Origin of the sequence: Amycolatopsis sp. MtRt-6, from assembly GCF_017308975.1 — a bacterium.
Taxonomy (GTDB): domain Bacteria; phylum Actinomycetota; class Actinomycetes; order Mycobacteriales; family Pseudonocardiaceae; genus Amycolatopsis.
The window spans coordinates 92,265-115,843 of sequence record NZ_JADWPD010000036.1; the positions used below are offsets into that span (position 1 = coordinate 92,265).

Here is a 23,579-nt window from a genome sequence, read left to right on the forward strand (position 1 = left end):
GGTATAGGGCGTTATACCCGGCCATTGTCCACATCGGACCGAAGAGCGCACCGGCGGCCCGGCGACCCCGTTGTCGTCCGCACTTGATCGATCTCGGACCGGTCGCGGCGGCCCCGCGGGCGAGTACCTTGACACCACAGGGCCTGGCACCCCCGCTCGGGAGGACGGATGCGCGTCACGATCGCCGAGGTCGCCCGCCGCGCGCGGGTGAGCAAGACGACCGTGTCGCGGGTGCTCAACAACAAGGCCGACGTCGACGCGGCGACCGCGATCCGGGTGCGCGAGGTGATCGCCGCGACCGGCTACATCCCCAGTGCCGGCGCGGTCGGGCTGGCCCGCGGGGTGACGCGCACGGTCGGGATGCTCGTGCCCGGCCTGACCTGGCCGTGGATGGGCGAGGTGCTGCAGGGCGTCGCCGACGTCGTGGAGTCGAAGGGCTACGGCCTGCTGCTGTCCACCACCAACCGCGGCGCCGACTCCCTCGGCGAGTTCTCGCGGCAGGTGTCGGCCAAGGCGTTCGACGGCCTCCTGCTGGTGGAACCGCCGGAGGCCGTGCGACACCTGCGCGTGCTGCACGACTCGGGGCTGCCGGTCGTGGTGATCGACGACCGCGGCCGCCGCCCGGCGTTCCCGTCGGTGGGCACGGACAACCGCCACGGCGGCGCGGCCGCGGCCCGGCACCTCCTGCACACCGGCCGCACCCGGCTCGCCACCGTCACCGGGCCGCACGACTTCGGCTGCACCGCCGACCGCCTCAACGGCTTCAACGAGGTCGTCCTCGACGCGGGCCTGACCCTCGACCCGCGGCTCATCATCGAAGGCGACTTCACGAGCGAAAGCGGCGAGGCGGCGATCCTCCAGCTCCTCGAAACGGGCCCGGAGTTCGACGCGGTCTTCGCGCACAACGACCTCACCGCGGCGGGGGTGCTGACCGGCCTGCGCAGGTCCGGCCGCAGGGTGCCGGACGACGTCGCCGTGGTCGGCTTCGACGACATCCCCCTCGCCGCGCACACCCAGCCCCCGCTCACCACGATCCACCAGCCGCTGCGGCAGATGGGCGAGACGGCGGCCACGCTGCTGCTGGACCGCCTGGCCGGCGCGCCGGCCCCGGACGAACCGCTGATCGTCCCGACGACGCTGGTGATCCGCGGCTCGACCGGGGTGCGGTAGCCTGCTCCGTCCACTGTGGCCGGTCAGCCGCCGGTGGCGCGCCGCAGCGCCGGGCCGATCGCCGCGGTATCGCGGAGTACCGCCGCGACGTACGCGTCCGGGCGGACCAGCCACGCTTCGCCCGGACGCGCGCCGAGCGCCCCGCCCACCGGGATCTCCACCGACCGCAGGCCCGCCGCGGGCACGCCCGGCGTCGTCAGCAGCAGGAACCCCGCCCGCGCCAGGTCACGCAGCCGGCCGCCCGCGACCGTGACGTCCGGCAGCAGGATGCCGGGGCCGGGCGGCGGCAGCGCCCCGCGCGGCGGGCGGCCGGCGAACGGGCGGGCGGGGTCCGGGGTGGTCAGCGGCGATCCGGCGTACCAGAACGGCTCGGCCAGCCGCCCCGAGTCGACTTCCGCGTGCGCGGCGGGGTCCCGCGCGGCCCTGGCCAGCACCTCGGCCCGGTGCCGTCGCTGCTTGTCGTCCCGCGGGACCAGGAAGTCCATCGTCGCTGTCGTCACCTCGGCGTTCTCGACGGCGGCCGCGTACCGCTCGGCGTGGTAGCTGTCCAGCAGCCCCTCGCCGGCTTCTCCGCGCAGCACGGACGCCAGCTTCCAGGCGGCGTTCTCCGCGTCCGCGATCCCCGAGTTCAGCCCGCGGGCCCCGAACGGCGCGACCAGGTGCGCGCAGTCGCCGGCCAGCAGCACGCGGCCGGCGCGCATCCGGCGGACGAGCCGGGTGTGGAAGCGGTAGACCGACCGCCACACCACCTCGTACGGCCGGTCGCCGATGATCGCCCGGATCCGGCGGTCGAGGGCCCCGCCGGTTTCCTCGGCGGCGAGGTCGTAGTCGTCGGGCACCTGCCAGTCGATCCGGAACTGCGCGCCCGGGCACGGGTGGATCAGCACCTGGCGGCCGGGGTTCCACGGCGGGTCGAAGAAGAACCGCCGCTCGGCGGCCCAGCCGGGGAGGTCGGCGCGGATGTCGCAGATCAGGAAGAGATCGGCGAACGAGACGCCGGCCAGCTGCTCCCCCACCGCGCGCCGCACCACGTCGCCGTGGGCGCCGGTGCACGCGATCGCGTAGTCCGCTTCGATCCGGCGCGGCCCGGCCGCGGTGTCGCACTCGACCACCACTCGGCCCGGCTGGGTCAGCCCGGTGACGCGGTGGCCGCGGCGGACGTCGATCAGCGGCTGCCGCGCGATCAGCTCGTCGAGGACCTCCTCGACGCGGGCCTGGGAGAGGTTGACGAACGGCGGGAGCGCGGATCCCGCGTCCGGCAGCCGGAGGGCGAACAGCTCGCGGTCGCGGTGGAACGTCCGCGCGGTCGTCCAGGTCAGGCCCTCTTCGGCGAGGCAGCCGGCGCCGAGCCACGCCCAGACGTCCAGGGTGTCCCGCTGCTGGCAGATGGCCCTGGAGCCCACGGGATCGCGCCGCTCGTGCTCGTCGACGAGCACCACCGGCACGCCGCGGCGCGCGAGCAGCAGCGCGGCCGTCTGGCCGACCGGGCCGCTGCCGAGAACGACGACCGTCATCCTTGGAGCCGGTCCCAGACTTCGCGGTCCCGTTCGGCCGTCCACACCACCGGCCGTTCGATGCCGCCCAGCTCGTCCCACAGCCGCGAGACGTCGAAGGGCAGGCAGTGCTCGAAGATCGGCCAGTGCCCGTACCGGTCGTTCAGCGCGACGTGCGTCCGCTCGAAGGCCTCCTTGAGCGTGCCGCCGGCGTCGCGGACCGCGCCGACCTCGCGGATCATCGTGTCGAGGAAGTGCCGGGTCTGCGCGATGGCGGCGTCGACCGCCGCCGCCCCGCGGCTCACCCCGCCGCGGCCGCCGACCAGGGTCTCGGCCCCGAACGCGGCGACCCGGTCCAAAGTGGACGAAGCCCAGTCGCGGTGGAAGGCGTCGCCGGTGTACAGCGCGGCTTCGGCTTCCACGAGGTCGCCGGCGTAGAGGATCTTTTCGCGGGGCAGCCAGGCGACGATGTCGCCCTCGGTGTGGCCGCGCCCGCAGTACTGCAGGACGAGGTCGCCGCGGTCGCCGCCGAGGTCGATCGTGAGCCGGTCGGAGAAGGTCAGCGTCGGCCAGGTCAGCCCGGGCACCGATTCGGCGCCCTTCGCCAGCCGCGGCATCCGGCCGAACTCGCTTTCCCAGTCCTCCTTGCCGCGCTCGGCGACCAGGGCGCGGGTGTTCTCGTGCGCGACGATGACGTCGGCGTCGAACGCGGACGCGCCCAGCACCCGCACGGCGTGGTAGTGGCTGAGCACCAGGTACCGCACGGGCTTGTCGGTGTGCTCGCGCAGTTTCGCGAGCCACTCCCCGGCCGCGACGGGCGTGGCCAGCGCTTCGAAGCAGACGAGGAAGTCCTCGCCTTCGATCGCGCCGATGTTCGGGTCGCCCTCGGCGGTCAGCGCGTAGACGCCGTCCGCGAGCACTTCCAGGGTCTGCGCTTTCTCCGCCAGGTCGGCCGAAGAGGCGAAGGCTTTCTTCGTCACGGCGAGCGCTCCTTGATCGTCAAAGGATTGACTATCGAGCCAGGCTAATCCGCCGGACCGCCGCGGGGAACCCCGTTGCCCCTAACCTGGGCCGCATGACCGACCGACCGGCCGACCTCGACTACCTCTCGTTCGTCGACTACGCGATCGGGAAGACGCAGGCCGAGCTGCCCGCGACCGACCCGGTGGCGATGCGCCTCGGCCTGACGCTGCACCGCCTGGCCGGCGCGCTGGTCTACGACTGGGAGTCGACGGTCCACCGCCCCCGCGGCTGGAGCTGGGGCGGCTTCCGGGTGCTGTTCGTGCTGTGGCTGGCCGGCCCGCTCGAGTCCCGCCACGTGGCCCGCCTGGCGGGGATGAGCCGGGCGGCGGTGTCGGCACTGGTCAAGACCCTGGAGCGGGACGGCCTGGTGACGCGCACCGCAGTCCCCCACGACCGCCGCGCGGTGCGGCTGGCGCTGACCGAAGCGGGCCACACCGCGGTGACCGACGCCTACCAGGAGCACAACACGCGCGAGCGGGCCTGGGTGGCGGCACTGACCCCGGCGGAGCAGACGACGCTGATCGGGCTCCTGGAGAAACTGACCACGAGCCCGGCGGCCGCGGCGGCCCAGCGCCTCACCTGACCGTCCAGGGCAACCCGACCTTCCAGGTACACCGGCCGACTCTCGAGGTACGCCTACCGACCCTCCGGCACGCGACCTGACCCGGGCCGGCGCCGCTCAGCTGGCCAGCCCGGGCAGGCTCAGCGTGTGCCCGGTCTGCTCGACCTTGGCCCGCAGGTACCGGACGTTGCTCTCCGTCGCGAACACGCCGGTCGGCACCCGGTCGCGCACCGCGATCCCGGCCGCGCGCAGCTGCGTCGCCTTGTCGGGGTTGTTCGACAGCAGGTCCACCCGAGCCACCCCGAGCGCACCCAGCATCTGCGCGGCGACCGTGTAGTCGCGGGCGTCCTCGGGCAGGCCGAGCGCGGCGTTCGCGGCGTAGGTGTCGAGGCCGCCGTCCTGCAGGGCGTAGGCGTCGAGCTTGTTGTACAGCCCGATCCCCCGGCCCTCCTGGCGCAGGTACAGCAGGTACCCGCCGGTCTCGGAGATCCGCGAGACAGCCTCGGCCAGCTGCGGGCCGCAGTCGCAGCGCGCCGACCCGAAGACGTCGCCGGTGAGGCATTCCGAGTGCGGCCGCACCAGCGGCACGTCACCGGGCGTGCCCAGGACGAACGCCAGGTGCTCCCCGCCGTCGGCCAGGCCCCGGAAGGTGACGGCTTCGGCGTCGACCGCGACGCCGCCGTCGAGCCGCAGCGGGATCCGCACCCGTGTCCGCACCTCAGCCGTCATGCCGTCGCCCCTGGAGTCACCCACAAGATCGACCCTACACGAGGTTCAAATTCGAACTTTCACGGCAGTTTCTCCGAAAACCGGTGGCGGACAGGTCGTATTCTCGGGCCATGATCCCCGGTGCCACCGCCGCTTCCTTCCTCCTGGTCGTCGTGCTCGGGGCGATGTCGCCCGGGCCCGACTTCGTCGTCGTGACGCGCTCCTCTCTCACCGGTGGCCGGCGGGCCGGGATCGCCGCCGGGGCCGGGATCGCGCTCGGTGTCTTCGCCTGGGTGGTCGCGATCGCCCTCGGGGTGGCCGCCGTGCTCACCGCTTCCGCGGTCGCCTTCACCGTCGTCAAGCTGGCCGGGGCCGCCTACCTCGTCTTCCTCGGTGTCAAGGCGTGGCTGGCCGTGCGGCGCGGCGAGTACCGGGATCTCGCGGCGGCCACCGAGGCGCGGCAGCTCACCGCCGGGGCCGCCTTCCGGCAGGGGCTGGTGACGAACCTGCTCAACCCCAAGGTCGCCGTGTACTTCCTGGCCCTGCTGCCCCAGTTCCTGCCCGCCGACGGCTCCACCCTGCAGACGCTCGAACTGGCCGCGATCGCCACCGCCGGCACGGTCCTGTGGTTCGTCACCCTCGCCGTCGTGGTCGGGGCGCTGAAGAAGTTCTTCAGCGCCGGCCGCGTGCGCCGGGGTCTCGACGCCGTCCTGGGTACCGTGCTCGTCGCCCTCGGGCTGAAGGTCGCCGCCGAAACGGCGTGAGCCCGGGAGCGACCCTCAGCCGAGCTGCTCCGACGCCAGCCGCGTGCCCTCGACGCGGGCCGCGATCTTCGCGAACGCGATGTCGCGCGAGGTCGACGTGTCGTCGGCGAACGGCGAGAACCCGCAGTCGTCGCAGGTGCCCAGCCGCTCGGCCGGTACGTACTTCGCCGCGGTCAGGACCCGGTCCCTGACCTCCTCCGCGGTCTCCACGCGCGGGTCGATCGGGTCGGTGACGCCGACGAACACCCGCTGGTCCGCCTTCAGGTTGTCGGCGATCACCCGCAGCGCGCGCTCCGGCTCGGCTTCACTCGCCAGCTGGACGAAGAACCGGCCGGCCTTGAGGTCGAACAACGCCGGCAGCAGCCCCGCGTAGTCGACGTCGAGGCTGTGCACCGAGTCCTGGTCGCCGCCCGGACAGGTGTGGACGCCGATCTTCGCGCGTTCCTCGGCGGTGAACCGGTCGAGCACGGCGTTGTTGAGCTCGACGAACTGCCGCAGCAGGCCGCCGGACGGGTCGAGCTTCAGCGACAGCCGTCCCTCGGTGAAGTCGATCTGCACGCTGTCCGCGCCCGCGTCGAGGCTGCCCCGGATGTCGGCCTCGGCCTCGTTCACCAGGTCGGCGACGAACTGCTCCTGCGAGTAGCCCTCGATGCCGTCGCCCGGGTAGATCAGCGAGAGCGCGGACGCGGCGATCACCGCCTGCTTGACCGGGCGGTCGGTCAGCGCCTTCGCCCGCGTGAGGTAGGAGCCGGCGTGCGTCGCGTAGCGGAACGGTCCCGCGGTGAGCCGCGGCAGCTGCCGGGTGTGGCCGTCGGCGAACGGGATGACGACGCCGTCGGGCGCGAGCGCGTCCAGCCCGGCCAGCGGGTACGTCGCGAAGCTCGGCTTGCCCTGTTCCCCGTCGGTCAGCACCGGGGAGCCGGTCTCCTCGAACCGGCGGATCGTGTCGGCCAGTGCCCGGCTCTCGAGCTCGGCGAGCGCGGCGGCGTCGATCCGGCCGGCCGCGAAGTCACCGAGCCCCTCGACGAGGTAGGCGGGGCGCGGGATGCTGCCGATCGGTTCGGTGGGCAGGGTCATCAAGTCCTCCGGCTGCTTGAAGGGCCTGACCGGGCACCGGCGCGACGACAGGACGTGGCCCTCCGGCCGCCCCCACCCACCGTCCGGCCGTGACCGGCCACGTTCGAGGGCAACTTAACGTGGCCGAACCCGGTCACGGAGCGCGGATCACCCGGACGGACCAGAGAAAAGCACGAAATCGGAAGGCGTTCGGCGGTTCGTTCGGAGGACGATTGGGTATTCGCTACGGCGATACGGCGGGTTCGGCGCCGAAGGAGGCCCGATGCTCAGTCACCACGACCGCACGGAGCTGGAGAAGATCGAGCGCAGTCTCGAGCTCAGCGACCCGGAACTGGCTGCCGCGCTGCGCGACGGCCGTCGCCCGAAGTCGCGCGCGCTCCGCAGCACCCTCCTGATCTTCTTCGACATCACCGCCGTGACACTGCTGGTCCTCGGGCTTGTCCTGCCCGATCCCGGCGTGACGCTCTGCGGGATCCTCGCGCTCACCGGCACCGTCTGGACACACGTGGCGCGGCACAAGATCTGAGGCAGACTGAGCTGGTGAAGTGGGTCCTGCACGTCGACCTCGACCAGTTCATCGCCGCGGTCGAGATCGCCCGCCACCCGGAGCTGCGCGGAAAGCCCGTCGTGGTCGGCGGCAACGGCGACCCCACCGAGCGCGCCGTCGTGGCGACGGCGTCCTACGAGGCCCGCGAGTTCGGTGTCCAGTCCGGCATGCCGCTGCGCGTCGCCGCCAAGCGCTGCCCGGACGCCGTCTTCCTGCCCAGCGACCCGGACGCCTACCTCGAGGTGTCGGCGCGCGTGATGGCCGCGGTGCGCGAGCTGCCGGTGGTGGTCGAGGTGCTGGGCTGGGACGAGGCCTTCGCCGGCGCGGAGGCGGACGACCCCGAAGCGCTGGCCGTCGCGATCAAGGAGGCGGTGGCGCGCGAGACGGGGCTGTCGTGCGCGGTCGGGATCGGCGACAACAAGCTGCGGGCCAAGCTCGCCACCGGGTTCGGCAAGCCGGGCGGGATCTTCCGGCTGACGCGGGAGAACTGGTGGGCGGTGATGGCGGACCGCCCGACCGACGCGTTGTGGGGCATCGGCGGCAAGACCGCGAAGAAGCTCGCCGGACTGGGCATCCACACCGTCCTCGACCTGGCCGGCTCGGACCCGGCTGAGCTGGCGGCGCGGTTCGGCCCGAAGACCGGTCCCTGGCTGCGCCTGCTGGGCGGCGGCATCAGCGACGCCGAGGTCAGCGCGACACCGTGGGTGGCCCGGTCCCGCAGCCGCGAGACGACGTTCCAGCGCGACCTGGCCGACCCGGCGGAGATGGCGGCCGAGGTCTCGGCACTGGCCAAACGCGTCGCCCAGGACGTCCTGGAGGAAGGCCGCCCGGCGGCGCGGGTGGCGGTCAAGGTGCGGTTCGTGCCGTTCCTGACCCACACGCACAGCATCACGCTGCCGGAACCGACGTCGGACGCCGGCGAGCTCGACCGGGCGGCGCAGGAGGTGCTGGGGATGTTCGAGCTGACCCGCGCGGTGCGGCTGCTCGGTGTGCGGGCCGAGTTCCCGCGCGAAGACTAAAGCCCCTCCGGAAGCGGCAACGGCCGGTCCGGGTCCAGTTCGACCCCGCCCGCGCGCAGCGTGTGGTCCAGCATCGCCCAGATCGTGCCCGTCAGCTGGGCCGTCAGCTGGGCCAGGCTGAGCTCGCCCGGGTGATCGAGCCAGCGGGTCGTCGCCGATTCGACGTAGCCGACCAGGCCGAACGCGATCGTGTCCGCCGGGGCCGGATCGAGCCCGAACGCCATCAGGTAGCCGGTGAACAGGCCGCTGAGGTGGCGGGCGATGGCCCCGCGGACGTCGGGGCCGTCCGGGACGCCGCGGGCCAGGTAGCGGTGCAGGTGGGCGTGCTCGGTCAGCCAGCGCAGGTGCGTCGCGATCACCGTGGAGATCATCTCGTTCGGCGAGCCCTCGGGGTGCCAGAGCGGCGCCAGGTCCGCCGTCACCAGCTCGGCCGCCCGCTGGGCGATCGCCCGGCGGAGGTCCGCCGCGTCGGAGAAGTGCCGGTACAGGCGGGTGCGGGCGACGCCGGCGCGCTCGGCGATCTGCTCGGTCGAGACGTCCGGGCCGTGCTCGGCGATCGCCGCCAGTGCCGCGTCGACGAACTCCGCGCGCCGGCGTTCCTGCTGGCCCGCCCAGCGCGTCGCCCGTCCGTCGACCTTGGTCACGGCGAAAGCCTACTCACCACCCGCCGGGCGGTGTACGCTCGCCGAAGTAGCTAGTACAGCGCGTACCCCCTACTTTACGGAGGCCGCCATGGGCGTCGAGGCCCAGGACCGGGACGTCACCGCGGCTCGCCTGCTCAAGAGCTCCGCGAAGAACTCCTACGACCCGTACGTCGATGTCGACTGGGACGCCCCGCTCGCCGAAGGCAAGGCGTACATGCCGCTCGAGCGCCTCTCCCTCTACGGCACCGAGCTGTGGGCGAAACTGACGCCGGAGCAGCGGATCGAGCTGTCCAAGCACGAGATCGCCAGCATCATGAGCGTCGGGCTGTGGTTCGAAATCGTCCTGATGCAGCTGCTCGCCCGGTACGTCTTCGACCTGGACGCGCGCACCGAGCACGCGCAGTACGCGATGACCGAGATCGGCGACGAGACGCGGCACTCGGTGATGTTCGCCCGCACCGCCGAGCGGCTCGGTGTCCCGCGCTACGGCGTCCCGAAGGTGGTGCACCGCGCCGCGAAGGTGTTCGGCGCGACCGCCGCCGGCCCGTCCATGTTCGCCAGCGTGCTGGTCGCGGAGGAGACCACCGACCGGCTGCAGCGGTCGATGATGGACGACGACGGCATCCAGCCGCTGATCCGCTCGGTCAACCGCATCCACGTGGTCGAGGAGGCCCGGCACGTCCGGTTCGCCAAGGAGGAGGTGCTGCGCGAGACGCCGAAGCTGTCGAAGGCGGCACTGCGGCGGCACCGGCTGCGGACCGCGCTGGTCGCGTTCGGCGTCATCGACAGCATGGTCGACGCCCGGATCTACCGCAGCGTCGGGATCGACCCGCGCGAAGGCCGCGCCGCGGCGCTGGCGAACCCGCACTTCCACGAGACGCGCCGCTGGATGGCCGGGAAGATCGTGCCGTTCCTGCGCGACGCGGGCCTGATCGGCGGCCGCTCGGAGGGCATCTGGCGGCGCGCGCACCTGCTTTGAGGGCAACGGCGGAATTCCCCTTTCGCCGGGTTCCGGGCCGCGCCACGATGGCCGGGTGACCGAGGACTCCCCGCTGGCACCCGGGCAGCAGACCCCGGTGCCGCCCCGCTCGCTGCTCGCCCGGCCGGCCGTGACCGGCCTGATCGGCTTCGTGGCGGGCGCGGTCCTGGTCGGCGTGCCCTGGCTGGTGCTGAGCCTGCTCGACGGCCCGAGCGGCGGGCCGCTGACCGCGCCGGCGGACCTGGGCGGGCTCAGCCGCGCCCAGGACGCGGTCGCGAAGCTCGACAAGGCCAAAGGGCAGGCCCTCATCGACCGGATCGGGAAGTCCGACCGGGAGACCGCGGCCCGCGTGTCGGCGGCCTACGGCGGCGCCGGCGCGGTCGTGCAGCAGTACCAGGACGACCAGCTCCTGCGTTCGGTCCAGTTGCTCGCGGTTCGCGCGCCTTCGCCCGGGCTCGTCGCGCCGTACCAGGACGCCGCGGCGCTGGGCCTGGCCGCGCCGAGCACCGAACTCGTGCGCTTCGGGGACGTGCAGTGCCTGGTGCACCACGACCCGGTGCGCGCGGGATCGACGCCGGACCCGGACCAGACCTCCGTCCAGACCTGCCAGCGCACCGGCCCGGGCCTGACCGTGACGCTGCGGAGCCTGAGCTCCGAAGGCAACCGCGACCCGCGGGAAATGGCTGGAATCCTCGAAGAGGCCTGGACGATACTCAGCCGGTGATCACCATCCGCCTCGCCCGCGCCGAAGACGAAACCGTGCTCGCCCGGATCGACGCGCGCACCTGGACCTCGGCCGTGTCGCCCGCTCCCCCGCCCGAGCCTGGTACGCCCTTCTTCGGCGAGGGCGCGCAGCCCGGGACCTTCCTCGTCGCGGAGCACGAGGGCGAGGTCGCCGGGTACGTCCGGCTCTCCGCCGGGTTCGACATCCCCGCCCACCGGCACGTGCTGGTCATCGGCGGGCTCGCGGTCGACCCGGACCGGCAGCGGCTCGGCATCGGACGGCAGCTCGTGGACGCCGCCGTGGCGGTGGCGCGGCGGAAGGGCGCCCGCAAGCTGACGCTGCGCGTGCTGGGTCACAACACCGGCGCCCGCCGGATCTACGAGCGCTGCGGGTTCGTCACCGAAGGCGTGCTGCGCGGCGAATTCCGCCTCGACGGCACCGACGTCGACGACGTTCTCATGGCCCGGTCGCTCGCTTGACAGCCTCACGGCGGCTTTGCCATCCTGGTCCCGGGCCGAGAGGCGCAGCGACGGAATTCTCTTCCGCCACGCTCGGCCCGAGACCACGACTCCAAGGGCGCCTCCCGCGAGGGAGGTGCCTTTTTCGTTGTCCCACGGGGACTTCCGCCTCCCGAGCGTTTCGCCGACGAACTCCGGAGCGCATCGAAGCATGAGTGACAAACTGCAGACCCGCCATGGCCTCGACTTCGCCGTGGCCGACCTTTCCCTCGCCGAGGCCGGCCGCACCCAGCTGCGGCTCGCCGAGCACGAGATGCCCGGCCTGATGGCGATCCGCCGCGAGTACGCCGCTGCCCGGCCACTGAAGGGCGCCCGCATCGCCGGGTCGCTGCACATGACCGTGCAGACCGCCGTGCTCATCGAGACGCTGGTGGCGCTCGGCGCGCAGGTGCGCTGGGTGTCCTGCAACATCTTCTCCACCCAGGACGAGGCCGCCGCCGCGGTCGTCGTCGGCCCGGACGGCACCGTCGACGCCCCGGCGGGCACCTCGGTGTTCGCGTGGAAGGGCGAGACGCTCGAAGAGTACTGGTGGTGCACCGACCAGCTCTTCGCCTTCCCCGGCGGGCAGGCCCCGAACATGATCCTCGACGACGGCGGCGACGCCACCCTGCTCGTCCACAAGGGAGTCGAGTTCGAGGCGGCGGGCGCGGTGCCGCAACCGTCCGAAGAGGACCCGGAGGAGTACCGGATCGTCCTCGAGACGCTGCGGGCGAGCCTGGCCGCCGACGGCGACCGCTTCACCCGGATGGCCAAGGAGATCCGCGGCGTCACCGAGGAGACGACCAACGGCGTCAAGCGGCTCTACAAGCTCGCGAAGGACGGCGAGCTGCTCTTCCCCGCGATGAACGTCAACGACTCGGTGACGAAGTCCAAGTTCGACAACAAGTACGGCATCCGGCACTCCCTTGTGGACGGACTGAACCGGGCCACCGACGTCATGATCGGCGGCAAGCGCGTGGTCGTCTGCGGCTACGGCGACGTCGGCAAGGGCGCGGTGGAGGCACTGCGCGGCCAGGGCGCCCGCGTCGCGGTCACCGAGATCGACCCGATCTGCGCGCTGCAGGCGGCGATGGACGGCCTCGACGTCGTCGAACTCGACGACGTGGTCGCCGACGCCGACATCTTCATCACCACCACCGGCAACTTCGGCATCATCTCGGCGGACCAGATGGGCCGCATGAAGCACAACGCGATCGTCGCCAACGTCGGGCACTTCGACAACGAAATCGACATGGCCGGGCTGGCGAAACTGCCCGGTATCGCGAAGAAGGAAATCAAGCCGCAGGTGCACGAGTGGACGTTCCCGGACGGCCACGCGATCATCGTGCTGTCCGAAGGGCGGCTGATGAACCTCGGTAACGCGACCGGGCACCCGTCGTTCGTGATGTCGAATTCCTTCACCAACCAGGCGATCGCGCAGATCGAGCTGTTCACCAAGCCGGGCGAGTACGCCACCGACGTCCACCGCCTGCCGAAGCACCTCGACGAAAAGGTGGCCCGCCTGCACCTCGACGCACTCGGTGTGAAACTCACCAAGCTCACGAAAGCGCAGGCCGAGTACATCGGCGTCGACGTCGAGGGGCCGTACAAGCTCGATCACTACCGGTACTGATTCAAGGTTGCTCCATTCGCCGTAGTTTGGTTTATCGGGAAACTGGCCATCCTCCGGTCGAGAGCGCATCCGCCCGGACGGCACGGAGCCGGGCCGGGTCTCATGCGAAGGAGTGTGTCAAGTGATCATTCTCGGTGTGATTCTGCTTGTCATCGGGTTCATCGTGGGCATCCCGGTGCTGTACACCATCGGTATCATCCTCGCGGTGGCCGGCGTGGCACTGGCCATCCTGGGCGGCACCGGCCGCCGGATCGGTGGCCGGGCGCACTGGTACTGATCCCGGGACACCGCCACGGCCTGGCGCGTCGGCAGCAGTGCCGGCCGCGCCAGGCCGTTCGGCCTGTCCGGGCCGCGCATCCGCGAGGCGCGGGCCTCCACACTGGACACACCCGGAAACGCGCCACATCCGGAAACGAAGGTGTCCTCCGGCTCCGAGGGGGAGGGAGAGCCGAAGGACCCCGTTAGTGTTAGCACATCGCCCAGCCCCTGTACACAGCTGCATACACGATCGTGTTACGCCCTTGACGCCGTCCGGCCGCCGTGCAGACCTCCCCGGCGGGCGCGGAAACCCGCCGGGGAGGCCGGCACCATCCTGGCGGGAGGCTCAGGAAGCCTGGCGCAGCAAGGGTTCCCGCGGCGCAGCGGCACAGCCGCACCCGCCGCCGACACCCCGGCAGTCGACGATCAGCCCGTGGCGCACGCGGTCACCGTCCCCGCAGGCCGGATCGGTGCACTCGGCGAATCCGCCTTCCGGGTGCACCACCAGCGTGCCGTGGCAGTGGTCGATCCCCGCGTCACAAGAGGCACACTCCATGACCGGCCGCCTTTCCGCGCTCGTGGACGACGTACACCCAAAGTAGAACCGGGGTGCCGCCGGGCCCGGCAGGGGCACGGCGTGTCGTCGCAACCACCCGTCCGGGCGGCCGCAGGCCTCAGGCGGACTTCGGCGCCCGCTTGCGGGCGGCCGGCTTCTTCTTCGCCGGCTTGGCGTCCTCATCGGACACAGCGGGCTCCTCGGACTCTGCGGACTCCGCGGCGGCCTGCCGCGACTTCTTCGCGGCGTCCACACTGGCCTGCAGCGCGGCCATCAGGTCGACGACGTCGGCCTTGGCGGTGACCGCCGCCGGCTTGGTCGTCTCGTCGCCCGCCACCTTGGCCTCGATCATCTGCTCGAGGGCTTCGCGGTAGTGGTCGTGGTACTTCTCCGGCTCGAACACCGGCTCGGCCAGCGAGTCGATCAGCGACCCGGCCATGGTCAGCTCCTGCGGCCGGATCTGCGGCGGGTCGTCGCGCAGGAACGGGAAGTCGGGCTCGCGGACCTCGTCCGGCCACAGCATCGTCGTCATCACCAGCACGTCGGCGTGCACCCGCAGCACCGCCATGCTCTCCCGCTGCCGCACCGCGACCTTGGCGATCGCGACCTGGCTCGACTTGTGCAGCGCGTCCCGCAGGACGACGTACGGCTTCACCGCGTTCTTCTGCGGCTCCAGGTAGTAGGTCCGGTCGTACTGGATCGGGTCGATCGACTCCAGCGGCACGAACTCCAGCACGTCGATCGTCCGCTGGGTGGACAGCGGCAGCTCGGCCATCTCCGCGTCGGTGATCACGACCATCTCGCCGTCGGGCAGCTCGTAGCCCTTGGCGATCTCGGCGTACGGCACTTCCTGGCCGTCGATCGTGCAGAACCGCTTGTACTGGATGCGGCCGCCGTCGGCCTCGTGCACCTGCCGGAGCGAGACGTTCTTGTTCTCGGTGGCCGCGTACAGCTGGATCGGGATGCTGACCAGCCCGAAGGACACCGAGCCCTTCCACATCGCCCGCATGCCAAGCACCTCCGGGGTCCGCCTTCACGCTACGTGACCACCGTAGCCCGAATCGTCCCTCCGCGACAGGGCGATCTAGACCTCTGCCAGGTACTTCTCCCAGAGTGCGGGGTCCATGAACCAGTGCTGGAAGTCGGACGGGTCCATGAACCCGTTCACGAACCGCCGGGCCACCGCCGGGTTCTGCCCGGCCACCCCGAGGATCTGGAGCACGTGCGGGGGCGGCGGCAGGAGCAGCGCGTTCGTCCATTCGGTGACGTGCCGGGCGTACTCCCAGTAGCGCTCGAACGTCGCTTCCATCCACGCGGCGTCGAACGGCCGGTCACCCCGGGCCACGATCGCGTCGAGGTAGGTGGCCGCGCAGTGGCTCGCGTTGTTCGACCCCTGCCCGGTGATCGGGTCGTTGGCCACCACGACATCGGCCATGCCGAGCACGATCGCCCCGCCGCCCACGGTGCCGACCGGGCGGCGGACCACCGGCGTGTACCCGCCCGCCAGGGTGGCCTTCCCGTCGGTCAGCTCGGCTTCGCGGCAACGCTCGTACTCCCACGGCACGAACTGCCGCATCAGGTCCAGCACGCGCCGGAAGTGCTCGTCGGGGCCGGGGCGGTCGTCGAAGCAGTCCAGCGGGCCGCCGGGCACGCCCTCGAAGAAGAGGATGTCGCAGTTCCCGCTCAGCGTGTACGCCGGGATCATGAACAGCTCGCCGACGCCGGGGACGATGTTGAACCGCACCCCCACCTTCTCCGGGTGCTCCGGCCGCCGGCCCACCCCGTGCGCGTAGACCAGCGACAGCGCGCGCATCGGCTGCGTGAACGGCGACCGCTCGGGCACGCGGTCGAACAGCTGGACCAGCTCGCCCTTGCCCGCCGAGATGACCACCAGGTCGTAGAGCTTGGCCAGCGCGTCCAGTTCGGACGTCATCACGCCGTGGATGACGAGCTTGCCGCCGCGGTCCTCGAACAGCTCCAGCCAGCCGGCCATCTTCACCCGCTGGTCGACCGACTGGGCGGGGTGGTCGAGCTCGGCGAACCAGTCGAGCGCGCGGCCGCCGTCCGGCGCGGCCACCGAGATGCCGAGGCCCTCGACGTCGACCGTCTCCGCCTCCCACAGGTTGATCCCGAGGTCACGCTCGTGCTGCAGCGCGTCGTGGAACATGCACTGCGTCGACATCACCCGCCCGCTCCGGATCTCCTCCGGCGTCCGCGCGGACATCACGGTGACGTCGTAGCCCTTCGCCTGCAGCCCGAGGGCCAGCTGCAGGCCGGACTGCCCGGCGCCCACGACCAGGACCTTGCGCATGGAGCTCGTTCTCCTTCTCAGGCGTGCGGGGCGGTGGCGGCGAGCTGGCGGCCCGCCGGGCCGGAGAGCACCGCCAGCGACAGCGTGTGGCCGACCAGCTCGGTCAGGGTGGCGATCGTCGACGCGCGGTCCCGGGCGTCGCAGGTCACCAGCGGGACGGCCGGGTCGAGGGCCAGCGCGTCGCGGACCTCGTCGAGGTCGTGCACCGGCTTGCCCTCGAACTGGTTGACCGCCACGACGAACGGCAGCTCCGAGTCGTTCTCGAAGTAGTTGATCGCCGCGAACGACTCGTCGATCCGGCTGGTGTCGACCAGCACGACCGCGCCGAGCGCGCCGCGGCTCAGGTCGTCCCAGAGGAACCAGAACCGCGCCTGCCCCGGCGTGCCGAACAGGTACAGCAGCAGGTCCGGGCGCAGGGTGATCCGGCCGAAGTCCATCGCGACGGTCGTGGTCGACTTGCCGCCGGGCGGGATCTCGTCGATCCCCTCGCCCGCCTCGGTCATCCACGCCTCGTTACTCATCGGCGGTACTTCCGACACCGCGCCGACGAACGTGGTCTTGCCGACACCGAAGCCCCCGGCGACGACGATCTTCGCGGAGATCGTCAGCAGATCGCCCTCAGGCGGGGAGCCGCTTGAGCCCATCAAGGATCCTCTCGAGCACGTTGGTGTCGTGGTGGTAGGCGTGCGCGGTGGGGTGGACGAACACCGCGCCCTGGGTGGCGAGGTCGCCGAGCAGCACCCGCACCACGCCCAGCGGCAGGTCCAGCCCGACCGAGAGCTCGGCGACCGAGCACCGCACCCGGGCGCGTTCGTAGAGCGAACGCGACTCGGGCATCAGCGTGTCGCTCAGCGCGGGGTCGTACTGCGGCACCGAGATCAACGTCTCCACCAGCAGCTGGTGGCGGGTGCCGGTGCGGCCGCCGGTGAGCGCGTACGCCCGGATCCGGCGGCTGCGCCGCGGCAAGGCGGTGTCCTTTCCGGACATCGGCATCACATCCTCAGGCACGGCCATCACACCCCGGGGCGGCGCGCGGTGAGCACCTGGCGCAGTTCGGCGCGCACCTCGGGGGTGAGCGCGTGGCCGGCGTTGGTGATGAACTGGGTCATCTCGTAGGCGACCACCTTCATGTCCGCTTCGCCCGAGGTCAGCACCGCGAGCCCGGCCCCGGACCCGATGCCCATGAACAGGAAGTAACCGTGGGTGAGCCGGATGATGATCTGCTCGCAGGTGCCCTTCCCGAACAGCGCCGCGCTGTTGCCGGCCAGCGACAGCAGGCCGCTGGCGATCGCGGCGAGCTGTTCGGCCTCGGCCTCGCCGACCGAATCCGAGGCGGTCAGCGGGAAGCCGTCCACGCTCATGATCAGCGCGTGGCTGACGCCGTGGACCTTGCGCACGAAGTCGTCGAGCAGCCACGCGAAGTTCGCCGTGGCCACGTGGGGGTCGCTCACGAGGCGGTTCCTCCGGGCGTCTCGTCCTGCCGGGTGCGGTGCTCGGCGAGCGCGGCCTGCTCGCCGTCGGCGAACGCGCCGAGGTCGGCCAGCAGCTGCTCGTGCCCGGCGGTGTCCGCCGCCGGTGGCGGTGGCGGAGGTGGTTCCGGCGCGGCGGCGCGGATGCTGCCGGGCACGCGGCGCGGCAGGCCGTTCGCCGTGGTCCCGCCGACGGTCCCCTCGGCGACCGGGCGGGGCCGCGGGCTGGGCTTGCGCGGCGCCAGCGGCTCCGGCGTCCCCGGGGAGAAGGTGCCCGCGCGGCGGCGCGGCAGCCCGCCGACGGTGGCCGGTTCGCGGCCGTTCCCGGCCGTGGCCGGTTCGGCGGTGACAGCGCCGTCCGGGGCTCCGCCCCGCGCCGGGGGCTCCGCCACCCGGCCCCCCGCACCGAAGACCGTGTCATCCGGGGCTCCGCCCCGCGCCGGGGGCTCCGCCACCCGGACCCCCGCACCGAAGACTGTGCGCGTGCCCGACCACGCGTGCTCGGCGTGCTCGGTGACGATGCCGGTGGGCAGCAGCACGGTGGCCACCGTGCCGTGCGGGCTGCGCCGGTCGAGCCGCACGGTGACGCCGTGCCGGGCGGCCAGGCGGGCGACGACCGCGAGCCCCATGTGCCGCGCCGAGGCGTCGTCGAGGTCGCCACCCGCGGCCAGGCGCGCGTTGAGGTCGCCGATGCGGTCGGCCGGGATGCCGATGCCCTCGTCCTCGATCCGGACGAGCACGCTGCCCTGCTCGGTCAGGTGCGCGCTGACGTGCACCGGCGAGCTCGGCGACGACTGGTTGGCGGCGTTGTCGAACAGCTCCGCGAGCACCCGGCCCAGGTCCTCGGCGGCGAAGCCGACCACGCCGAGGTTGACCACGCGGCCGATGGTGATCCGCGCGTAGTGGTTGATCGAGGACATCGCCGCGCGCATCAGGTCGAGCACCGACGTCGCGCGGGCGGCGTCGTCGGCGGTGTCCTGCCCGGCGAGCACGCGCAGGTTCTCGGCGTTGCGCCGCAGCCGCGTCGCGAGGTGGTCGAGCTGGTAGAGCTCGGCGAGGCGGTGGTGGTCCTCCTCCTCCGCCTCCAGCTCCTCCAGCCGGGCGAGGAGCTGGTCGAGGAGGTTGAGGTCACGCAGGGCGACGCTGGCGCAGATCTCGGCCAGCACGCCTTCGCCGGACGGGGCCGCCACCGGCTCCGGCCGGGTCAGCTCCACGAACGCCGGTCCGGCCGCGGGCGCGTGGCCCGGGTGCTTGGGCGGCGCGGTGAGGAACTGCGCGGCGGCGACGCGCGAACGGTCCAGCAGGACGCGTGATCGATCCAGGAGTTCCCGGGCCCGGCTCGCCATGTGGTCCCACTTCTTCCTTGATCAGGTACCGAAACGACTGTGCTGTCGAACGACTGCTTCGCCGGCCCCCGGCGGCGATGCGGGACATGCAAGCAGAAAGGTTCGTGGGATGTCCACACGCGGTCTCCGTGCGAACGCGGTGTGTGATCGGGAATTCGGAGCGTCGCTGCTGGTGAGCGCAGTGGATTAGGCCATTCGGTTCAATTTTGCACTTTGCACCCCGCAACAGAGCGCACATGGCCGCCGAACCCGCAGCTGAGGAAGGCTGTTCCCGGGAAGTCCCAGGTCGCGTCCGATTCGTCCCAACTTTGCGTGCCACGCAAATTTTTGCGGGGCACGCAATTTTTTCGCTACACTCTGCACATGCCGCCGGAAGAACCACCGAAGCAGCTGACCCTGCGCGAGCGGAAGAAGCGCGAGGCCCGCCGCGCGCTCGCGCAGGCCGCGCTGCGGCTGACGCTGGAGCGGGGACTGGAGAACGTCCGGGTGGAGGACATCGCCACCGAAGTGGGAGTCTCCCCGCGGACGTTCAACAACTACTTCTCCAGCAAGGAGCAGGCGGTCTGCTCGGTCGTCGTCGACCGGCACGAGGGGATGCGCGAAGCCCTGCTCGCCCGGCCGGCGGGCGAGCCGCTCTGGGAGTCCGTCAAGCAGGCGGTGCTGGAGCAATATTCACGTGAGGGCGAGCCGGATCGCGCGTATGTTGCGCGTATCCGGGAGCTGATGGGCCAGCTCATGCTGCGCGGGGAATTCCTGAACGCCCACGCGGCGGTCGAGCGGGTCCTCGCCGAAACGATCGCGAAGCGGGTGGGCGGTGTGGACCACCTGTTGTGCCGGTTGATGGCCTCCTCGGTGGAAAGCGCCGTCCGCGTCGCCTTCGTCAACTGGTTCACCGAGGGCGAACCGCTCCTGCCGACCCTGGAGCGGCTGCTGGACGAGCTGTCCGCCGGGATGCCGACCCTGGCCGGCGCGACCGCGGACCCCGAACCGAACACCACCACCACTCCTCTGGGGGAATCGTTGTGCTAGTCAAGCTCCTGCGCAGTCACCTGCGCCCGTACCGGGGCACCCTGTGGGTGATCGTCGCGCTCCAGCTGGTGCAGACGGTCGCCATGCTCTACCTGCCGACGCTGAACGCCGACATCATCGACGACGGCCTGATCAAGGGCGACATGGCGTACATCCTGCGGGTCGGCGCGATGATGCTCGCCGTCACGCTGGCCCAGATCGCCGGCTCGATCGGCGCGGTGTACTTCGGCGCCCGTACGGCGATGGCGATCGGCCGCGACATCCGCGCCGGCGTCTTCCACCGGGTGCAGGACTTCTCGGCCCGCGAGGTCGGCCAGTTCGGCACGCCGTCGCTGATCACCCGCACCACCAACGACGTCCAGCAGATCCAGATGCTGGTGCTGATGACGCTGACGCTGATGGTGTCCGCGCCGATCATGTGCGTCGGCGGGATCATCCTCGCCCTCAACCTCGACGTGCCGCTGTCGTCGCTGCTGCTGGTCATCGTGCCGGTGCTGGCCGTCGCCCTCGGCACGATCATCGCGAAGATGCGCCCCGCGTTCCGGTCGATGCAGGAGCGCATCGACCGGATCAACCAGATCCTGCGCGAGCAGATCATGGGCATCCGGGTCATCCGGGCGTTCGTGCGCGATAAGCACGAACGCGCGCGCTTCGACGTCGCCAACGACGAGCTGCTCACCGTGTCGCTGCGGGTCGGGCGGCTGATGGCGCTGATGTTCCCGATCGTGACGCTGGTGGTGAACGTGTCCAGCGTCGCGGTGCTGTGGTTCGGCGGGCAGCGGATCGACTCCGGCAGCATGCAGATCGGTGCCATGACGGCGTTCCTGTCCTACCTGCTGCAGATCCTGATGGCCGTCATGATGGCCACGTTCATGTTCATGATGGTGCCGCGCGCGGAGGTCAGCGCCGAGCGGGTCAGCGAGGTGCTGGACACCGCCTCGAGCGTCCGCCCGCCGGTGTCGCCGATCCGGCCCGGCGCGGTGCACGGGCACCTGGAGCTCTCCGGTGTGGAGTTCCGGTACCCCGGCGCGGAGAAGCCGGTGCTGTGCGACATTTCGCTGATCGGGCGGCCGGGTGAGACCACCGCCGTGATCGGGTCGACCGGGACCGGCAAGACCACGCTGCTCAACCTGATCCCCCGGCTGATGGACGCCACCGCCGGCACGGTGAAGGTCGACGGCGTCGACGTGCGCGACCTCGATCCGGACGTGCTCGCCCGCGCGGTCGGGCTGGTGCCGCAGAAGCCGTACCTGTTCGCCGGCACGGTGGCGAGCAACCTGCGCTACGGCAACCCGGACGCGACCGACGAAGAGCTGTGGCACGCGCTGGAAGTGGCGCAGGGCAAGGACTTCGTCGAGGCGATGCCCGAGGGGCTCGAAGCGCCGATCGCCCAGGGCGGCACGAACGTCTCGGGCGGCCAGCGGCAACGGCTCGCGATCGCCCGGATGCTGGTGCACAAACCGGAGATCTACCTGTTCGACGACTCGTTCTCGGCGCTCGACTACGCGACCGACGCGGCCCTGCGCCGCGCGCTGGTGGCGGAGACGAAGGACGCCACGGTGGTCATCGTCGCGCAGCGGGTGAGCACCATCCGGAACGCCGACCGGATCATCGTCCTCGACGAAGGCCGCGTCGTCGGCACCGGCACCCACCACGAACTCTTCGACGGCAACGAAACCTACCGCGAGATCGTGCTGTCCCAGCTGACCGAACAGGAGGCGGCGTGAGTACCACGGAATCCGCCAAAGCCGCCGTCACCGACGCCGGGGAACGGCCGGCCGCCGAGCGGCAGCAGAACACCGGGAACGCCGCCGGCGGGGCCGCCCGGTGGATGTCGGGCGGCGCGCCGCCGGAGAAGGCCCTCGACTTCAAGGGATCCCTCAAGCGGCTGCTGCGGCTGCTGAGACCGCAGCGGGCCGCTCTGATCGGCGTGCTGGTGCTGGGCGCGGCCAGCGTCGCGCTGACCGTCATCGGGCCGAAGATCCTCGGCCACGCCACCGACCTCATCCTCGCCGGCGTGCTCGGCAAGCAGGTGCCGCCGGGGGTGACCAAGGAGCAGATCGTCGCCGGCCTGCGGGCCCGCGGCGACAGCACGCTCGCCGACATCTACAGCCGGGTCGACCTGGTGCCCGGCGCCGGCATCGACTTCGACGCGGTCGGCCGGATCCTGCTGATCGTGCTGGCGCTGTTCGTCTTCTCGGCGTTCTTCGGGCTCATCCAGGCCCGGCTGACGACCACCCTGGTGCAGCAGGCGGTGTACCGGCTGCGCCAGGATGTCGAGAACAAGTTCGCGCGGCTGCCGCTGAAGTACTTCGACCGCCAGCCGCGCGGCGAGGTGCTTTCCCGCGTCACCAACGACATCGACAACCTGGCGCAGTCGCTGCAGCAGACGCTCTCGCAGATCGTCTCGTCGCTGCTGACGGTGATCGGCGTGCTGATCATGATGTTCCTGATCTCGCCGCTGCTGGCGCTGATCGTGTTGGTGACCGTGCCGGCGTCGGCGATCCTGGCCGCGAAGATCGGCAAGCGGGCGCAGCCGAACTTCATCAAGCAGTGGTCGACGACCGGGAAGCTCAACGCCCACGTCGAGGAGATGTACACCGGGCACTCGCTGGTCAAGGTGTTCGGCCGCCGCGCGGAGTCCGCGGCGATCTTCGACAAGCAGAACGAGACGCTGTACCAGGCGAGCTTCAAGGCGCAGTTCATCTCCGGGATGATCCAGCCGGCGATGATGTTCATCGGCAACCTGAGCTACGTGCTGGTGGCGGTGATCGGCGCGCTGCGCGTCGCGTCGGGCAGCCTGACGCTCGGCGAGGTGCAGGCGTTCATCCAGTACTCGCGCCAGTTCAGCCAGCCGGTCACGCAGATCGCCAGCATGGCGAACCTGCTGCAGTCCGGCGTCGCCTCGGCCGAGCGGGTGTTCGCGCTGCTCGACGCCGAGGAGCAGGCGCCGGAGCCCGCTTCGCCGGAACGGCCGGCGGTGGTCCGGGGGCGCGTGGAGTTCCAGGACGTCTCGTTCCGCTACCAGCCGGACAAGCCGCTGATCGACGACCTCTCGCTGACCGTCGAGCCCGGTCAGACGGTGGCGATCGTCGGTCCGACCGGCGCGGGGAAGACGACTCTGGTCAACCTGCTCATGCGGTTCTACGAGCTCGACGGCGGGCGGATCACGCTCGACGGCGTCGACATCGCGAAGATGAACCGCGAAGAACTGCGCGACCAGACCGGCATGGTGCTGCAGGACGCGTGGCTGTTCGGCGGCACGATCGCGGAGAACATCGCCTACGGCGCCGACAACCCGAGCCGCGAGGAGATCGTCGAAGCGGCGAAGGCGACGCACGTGGACCGCTTCGTGCGCACCCTGCCGGACGGGTACGAGACCGTGCTCGACGACGAGGGCGGCACGGTCAGCGCGGGTGAGAAGCAGCTGATCACCGTGGCGCGGGCGTTCCTGGCCAAGCCGGTCATCCTCATCCTCGACGAGGCGACCAGCTCGGTCGACACCCGCACCGAGGTGCTCATCCAGCGGGCGATGAACTCGCTGCGCAGTGGCCGCACGAGCTTCGTCATCGCGCACCGCCTCTCGACGATCCGCGACGCGGACGTGATCCTGGTGATGGAGCACGGCCGCATCGTCGAGCAGGGCGACCACGAAACGCTGCTGCACAGCGGGGGCGCGTACGCGCGGCTGTACGCGGCTCAGTTCGCCGAAGCCATGGCGGAAACGGACTGACCGCCGGCGTCGTGCGGGGAAGCGGCTCGGCTTCCCC

The 23,579-nt window shown here is 71.4% G+C and carries 25 protein-coding genes; 13 read left to right on the forward strand and 12 right to left on the reverse strand.

What is annotated here, in order from left to right; genetic code table 11:
• Positions 1-168 precede the first annotated feature (168 nt).
• Positions 169-1,170 carry a LacI family DNA-binding transcriptional regulator gene (locus tag I4Q55_RS41210; RefSeq protein ID WP_206789833.1) on the forward strand — a complete coding sequence of 334 codons (1,002 nt, stop codon included), beginning with the start codon at positions 169-171 and terminating at the stop codon, positions 1,168-1,170.
• Between the two features lie 23 nt (positions 1,171-1,193).
• On the opposite strand, the gene I4Q55_RS41215 is transcribed toward I4Q55_RS41210, so the two are convergent.
• Together I4Q55_RS41215 and I4Q55_RS41220 are read right to left on the reverse strand one after the other, a co-directional pair.
• Positions 1,194-2,684 (reverse strand): FAD-dependent monooxygenase, encoded by a 1,491-nt coding sequence (locus I4Q55_RS41215; protein ID WP_206789832.1) that lies wholly within the window; start codon positions 2,682-2,684, stop codon positions 1,194-1,196.
• Complete coding sequence (locus tag I4Q55_RS41220; RefSeq protein WP_206789831.1) at positions 2,681-3,643, reverse strand: MBL fold metallo-hydrolase; 963 nt, start codon at positions 3,641-3,643, stop codon at positions 2,681-2,683. The genes I4Q55_RS41215 and I4Q55_RS41220 overlap by 4 nt, the downstream gene beginning before the upstream one ends.
• A 95-nt stretch (positions 3,644-3,738) precedes the next feature.
• Between I4Q55_RS41220 and I4Q55_RS41225 the strand changes: the two genes are divergently transcribed.
• A complete protein-coding gene (locus I4Q55_RS41225; protein ID WP_206789830.1) occupies positions 3,739-4,269 on the forward strand; it encodes a MarR family winged helix-turn-helix transcriptional regulator in 531 nt (176 codons plus the stop codon).
• Between the two features lie 96 nt (positions 4,270-4,365).
• On the opposite strand, the gene ribA is transcribed toward I4Q55_RS41225, so the two are convergent.
• Positions 4,366-4,977, reverse strand: coding sequence for a GTP cyclohydrolase II (ribA, locus tag I4Q55_RS41230; protein WP_206789939.1), 612 nt, complete (start codon positions 4,975-4,977; stop codon positions 4,366-4,368).
• A 110-nt stretch (positions 4,978-5,087) separates the two neighbouring features.
• On the opposite strand from ribA, the gene I4Q55_RS41235 reads away from it, so the two are divergent.
• Positions 5,088-5,720: a LysE family translocator gene (locus I4Q55_RS41235; RefSeq protein ID WP_206789829.1), complete on the forward strand. Its 633-nt coding sequence runs from the start codon at positions 5,088-5,090 to the stop codon at positions 5,718-5,720.
• Positions 5,721-5,735: 15 nt separating this feature from the next.
• Here I4Q55_RS41235 and I4Q55_RS41240 read toward each other — a convergent pair whose 3' ends face one another.
• Positions 5,736-6,797 (reverse strand): cobalamin-independent methionine synthase II family protein, encoded by a 1,062-nt coding sequence (locus I4Q55_RS41240; RefSeq protein WP_206789827.1) that lies wholly within the window; start codon positions 6,795-6,797, stop codon positions 5,736-5,738.
• A 262-nt stretch (positions 6,798-7,059) separates the two neighbouring features.
• Between I4Q55_RS41240 and I4Q55_RS41245 the strand changes: the two genes are divergently transcribed.
• Both I4Q55_RS41245 and I4Q55_RS41250 read left to right on the forward strand, forming a co-directional pair.
• The gene (locus I4Q55_RS41245; RefSeq protein WP_206789825.1) at positions 7,060-7,323 is read left to right on the forward strand and encodes a DUF3040 domain-containing protein; all 264 of its coding nucleotides are present in this window, start codon (positions 7,060-7,062) and stop codon (positions 7,321-7,323) included.
• Between the two features lie 14 nt (positions 7,324-7,337).
• Positions 7,338-8,363, forward strand: a complete 1,026-nt coding sequence (locus I4Q55_RS41250; RefSeq protein WP_206789824.1) for a DNA polymerase IV — start codon at positions 7,338-7,340, stop codon at positions 8,361-8,363.
• Here I4Q55_RS41250 and I4Q55_RS41255 read toward each other — a convergent pair.
• Entirely contained in the window at positions 8,360-9,007 is a 648-nt protein-coding gene (locus tag I4Q55_RS41255; RefSeq protein WP_206789823.1) for a TetR/AcrR family transcriptional regulator, read from the reverse strand. The two genes, I4Q55_RS41250 and I4Q55_RS41255, sit on opposite strands and share 4 nt — an antisense overlap.
• Before the next feature lie 88 nt (positions 9,008-9,095).
• Here I4Q55_RS41255 and I4Q55_RS41260 point away from each other — a divergent pair, with 88 nt between their 5' ends.
• The 5 genes from I4Q55_RS41260 to I4Q55_RS41280 all read left to right on the forward strand — a co-directional run bounded on the left by I4Q55_RS41260 (position 9,096) and on the right by I4Q55_RS41280 (position 13,117).
• Positions 9,096-9,986 carry a diiron oxygenase gene (locus tag I4Q55_RS41260; protein ID WP_206789822.1) on the forward strand — a complete coding sequence of 297 codons (891 nt, stop codon included), beginning with the start codon at positions 9,096-9,098 and terminating at the stop codon, positions 9,984-9,986.
• A 55-nt stretch (positions 9,987-10,041) separates the two neighbouring features.
• Positions 10,042-10,710 carry a hypothetical protein gene (locus I4Q55_RS41265; protein ID WP_206789821.1) on the forward strand — a complete coding sequence of 223 codons (669 nt, stop codon included), beginning with the start codon at positions 10,042-10,044 and terminating at the stop codon, positions 10,708-10,710.
• Positions 10,707-11,189 carry a GNAT family N-acetyltransferase gene (locus I4Q55_RS41270; protein ID WP_206789820.1) on the forward strand — a complete coding sequence of 161 codons (483 nt, stop codon included), beginning with the start codon at positions 10,707-10,709 and terminating at the stop codon, positions 11,187-11,189. Before I4Q55_RS41265 ends, I4Q55_RS41270 begins: the two co-directional genes overlap by 4 nt.
• 190 nt (positions 11,190-11,379) lie before the next feature.
• Positions 11,380-12,840: an adenosylhomocysteinase gene (gene ahcY / locus I4Q55_RS41275; RefSeq protein ID WP_206789819.1), complete on the forward strand. Its 1,461-nt coding sequence runs from the start codon at positions 11,380-11,382 to the stop codon at positions 12,838-12,840.
• Positions 12,841-12,976: 136 nt separating this feature from the next.
• Positions 12,977-13,117, forward strand: coding sequence for a hypothetical protein (locus I4Q55_RS41280; RefSeq protein ID WP_162472556.1), 141 nt, complete (start codon positions 12,977-12,979; stop codon positions 13,115-13,117).
• A gap of 327 nt (positions 13,118-13,444) precedes the next feature.
• Here I4Q55_RS41280 and I4Q55_RS49840 read toward each other — a convergent pair whose 3' ends face one another.
• The 7 genes from I4Q55_RS49840 to I4Q55_RS41310 all read right to left on the reverse strand — a co-directional run bounded on the left by I4Q55_RS49840 (position 13,445) and on the right by I4Q55_RS41310 (position 18,780).
• On the reverse strand, positions 13,445-13,654 hold the full coding sequence (locus I4Q55_RS49840; protein ID WP_242546369.1) for a hypothetical protein: 210 nt from the start codon (positions 13,652-13,654) through the stop codon (positions 13,445-13,447).
• A 118-nt stretch (positions 13,655-13,772) separates the two neighbouring features.
• Positions 13,773-14,663 carry a Ku protein gene (locus tag I4Q55_RS41285; RefSeq protein ID WP_206789818.1) on the reverse strand — a complete coding sequence of 297 codons (891 nt, stop codon included), beginning with the start codon at positions 14,661-14,663 and terminating at the stop codon, positions 13,773-13,775.
• Positions 14,664-14,738: 75 nt separating this feature from the next.
• Positions 14,739-15,965: a styrene monooxygenase/indole monooxygenase family protein gene (locus I4Q55_RS41290; RefSeq protein WP_206789817.1), complete on the reverse strand. Its 1,227-nt coding sequence runs from the start codon at positions 15,963-15,965 to the stop codon at positions 14,739-14,741.
• A 17-nt stretch (positions 15,966-15,982) separates the two neighbouring features.
• Entirely contained in the window at positions 15,983-16,609 is a 627-nt protein-coding gene (locus I4Q55_RS41295) for an ATP/GTP-binding protein (protein ID WP_206789814.1), read from the reverse strand.
• Positions 16,584-16,952: a DUF742 domain-containing protein gene (locus tag I4Q55_RS41300; RefSeq protein ID WP_206789812.1), complete on the reverse strand. Its 369-nt coding sequence runs from the start codon at positions 16,950-16,952 to the stop codon at positions 16,584-16,586. Before I4Q55_RS41300 ends, I4Q55_RS41295 begins: the two co-directional genes overlap by 26 nt.
• A gap of 26 nt (positions 16,953-16,978) precedes the next feature.
• Complete coding sequence (locus I4Q55_RS41305; protein WP_206789810.1) at positions 16,979-17,416, reverse strand: roadblock/LC7 domain-containing protein; 438 nt, start codon at positions 17,414-17,416, stop codon at positions 16,979-16,981.
• Positions 17,413-18,780, reverse strand: a complete 1,368-nt coding sequence (locus I4Q55_RS41310) for a sensor histidine kinase KdpD (RefSeq protein WP_206789808.1) — start codon at positions 18,778-18,780, stop codon at positions 17,413-17,415. Before I4Q55_RS41310 ends, I4Q55_RS41305 begins: the two co-directional genes overlap by 4 nt.
• A 363-nt stretch (positions 18,781-19,143) precedes the next feature.
• Here I4Q55_RS41310 and I4Q55_RS41315 point away from each other — a divergent pair, with 363 nt between their 5' ends.
• The 3 genes from I4Q55_RS41315 to I4Q55_RS41325 are packed head-to-tail and all read left to right on the forward strand — an operon-like array spanning position 19,144 to position 23,542.
• Complete coding sequence (locus I4Q55_RS41315; RefSeq protein WP_206789806.1) at positions 19,144-19,809, forward strand: TetR/AcrR family transcriptional regulator; 666 nt, start codon at positions 19,144-19,146, stop codon at positions 19,807-19,809.
• Complete coding sequence (locus tag I4Q55_RS41320) at positions 19,803-21,536, forward strand: ABC transporter ATP-binding protein (RefSeq protein WP_206789805.1); 1,734 nt, start codon at positions 19,803-19,805, stop codon at positions 21,534-21,536. The genes I4Q55_RS41315 and I4Q55_RS41320 overlap by 7 nt, the downstream gene beginning before the upstream one ends.
• On the forward strand, positions 21,533-23,542 hold the full coding sequence (locus tag I4Q55_RS41325; protein WP_307793271.1) for an ABC transporter ATP-binding protein: 2,010 nt from the start codon (positions 21,533-21,535) through the stop codon (positions 23,540-23,542). Before I4Q55_RS41320 ends, I4Q55_RS41325 begins: the two co-directional genes overlap by 4 nt.
• The last annotated feature ends 37 nt before the right edge of the window (positions 23,543-23,579 follow it).

Excerpts from the sequence above, each read along its gene's own strand:
- I4Q55_RS41225 (WP_206789830.1), top strand. The coding sequence starts at position 3,739 with ATGACCGACCGACCGGCCGACCTCGACTACCTCTCGTTCGTCGACTAC.
- I4Q55_RS41300 (WP_206789812.1), bottom strand. The coding sequence starts at position 16,952 with ATGTCCGGAAAGGACACCGCCTTGCCGCGGCGCAGCCGCCGGATCCGG.
- I4Q55_RS41210 (WP_206789833.1), top strand. The coding sequence starts at position 169 with ATGCGCGTCACGATCGCCGAGGTCGCCCGCCGCGCGCGGGTGAGCAAG.
- I4Q55_RS41295 (WP_206789814.1), bottom strand. The coding sequence starts at position 16,609 with ATGGGCTCAAGCGGCTCCCCGCCTGAGGGCGATCTGCTGACGATCTCC.
- I4Q55_RS41315 (WP_206789806.1), top strand. The coding sequence starts at position 19,144 with ATGCCGCCGGAAGAACCACCGAAGCAGCTGACCCTGCGCGAGCGGAAG.
- I4Q55_RS41290 (WP_206789817.1), bottom strand. The coding sequence starts at position 15,965 with ATGCGCAAGGTCCTGGTCGTGGGCGCCGGGCAGTCCGGCCTGCAGCTG.
- ribA (WP_206789939.1), bottom strand. The coding sequence starts at position 4,977 with ATGACGGCTGAGGTGCGGACACGGGTGCGGATCCCGCTGCGGCTCGAC.
- I4Q55_RS41285 (WP_206789818.1), bottom strand. The coding sequence starts at position 14,663 with ATGCGGGCGATGTGGAAGGGCTCGGTGTCCTTCGGGCTGGTCAGCATC.
- I4Q55_RS41245 (WP_206789825.1), top strand. The coding sequence starts at position 7,060 with ATGCTCAGTCACCACGACCGCACGGAGCTGGAGAAGATCGAGCGCAGT.
- ahcY (WP_206789819.1), top strand. The coding sequence starts at position 11,380 with ATGAGTGACAAACTGCAGACCCGCCATGGCCTCGACTTCGCCGTGGCC.
- I4Q55_RS41260 (WP_206789822.1), top strand. The coding sequence starts at position 9,096 with ATGGGCGTCGAGGCCCAGGACCGGGACGTCACCGCGGCTCGCCTGCTC.
- I4Q55_RS41240 (WP_206789827.1), bottom strand. The coding sequence starts at position 6,797 with ATGACCCTGCCCACCGAACCGATCGGCAGCATCCCGCGCCCCGCCTAC.
- I4Q55_RS41235 (WP_206789829.1), top strand. The coding sequence starts at position 5,088 with ATGATCCCCGGTGCCACCGCCGCTTCCTTCCTCCTGGTCGTCGTGCTC.
- I4Q55_RS49840 (WP_242546369.1), bottom strand. The coding sequence starts at position 13,654 with ATGGAGTGTGCCTCTTGTGACGCGGGGATCGACCACTGCCACGGCACG.
- I4Q55_RS41215 (WP_206789832.1), bottom strand. The coding sequence starts at position 2,684 with ATGACGGTCGTCGTTCTCGGCAGCGGCCCGGTCGGCCAGACGGCCGCG.
- I4Q55_RS41310 (WP_206789808.1), bottom strand. The coding sequence starts at position 18,780 with ATGGCGAGCCGGGCCCGGGAACTCCTGGATCGATCACGCGTCCTGCTG.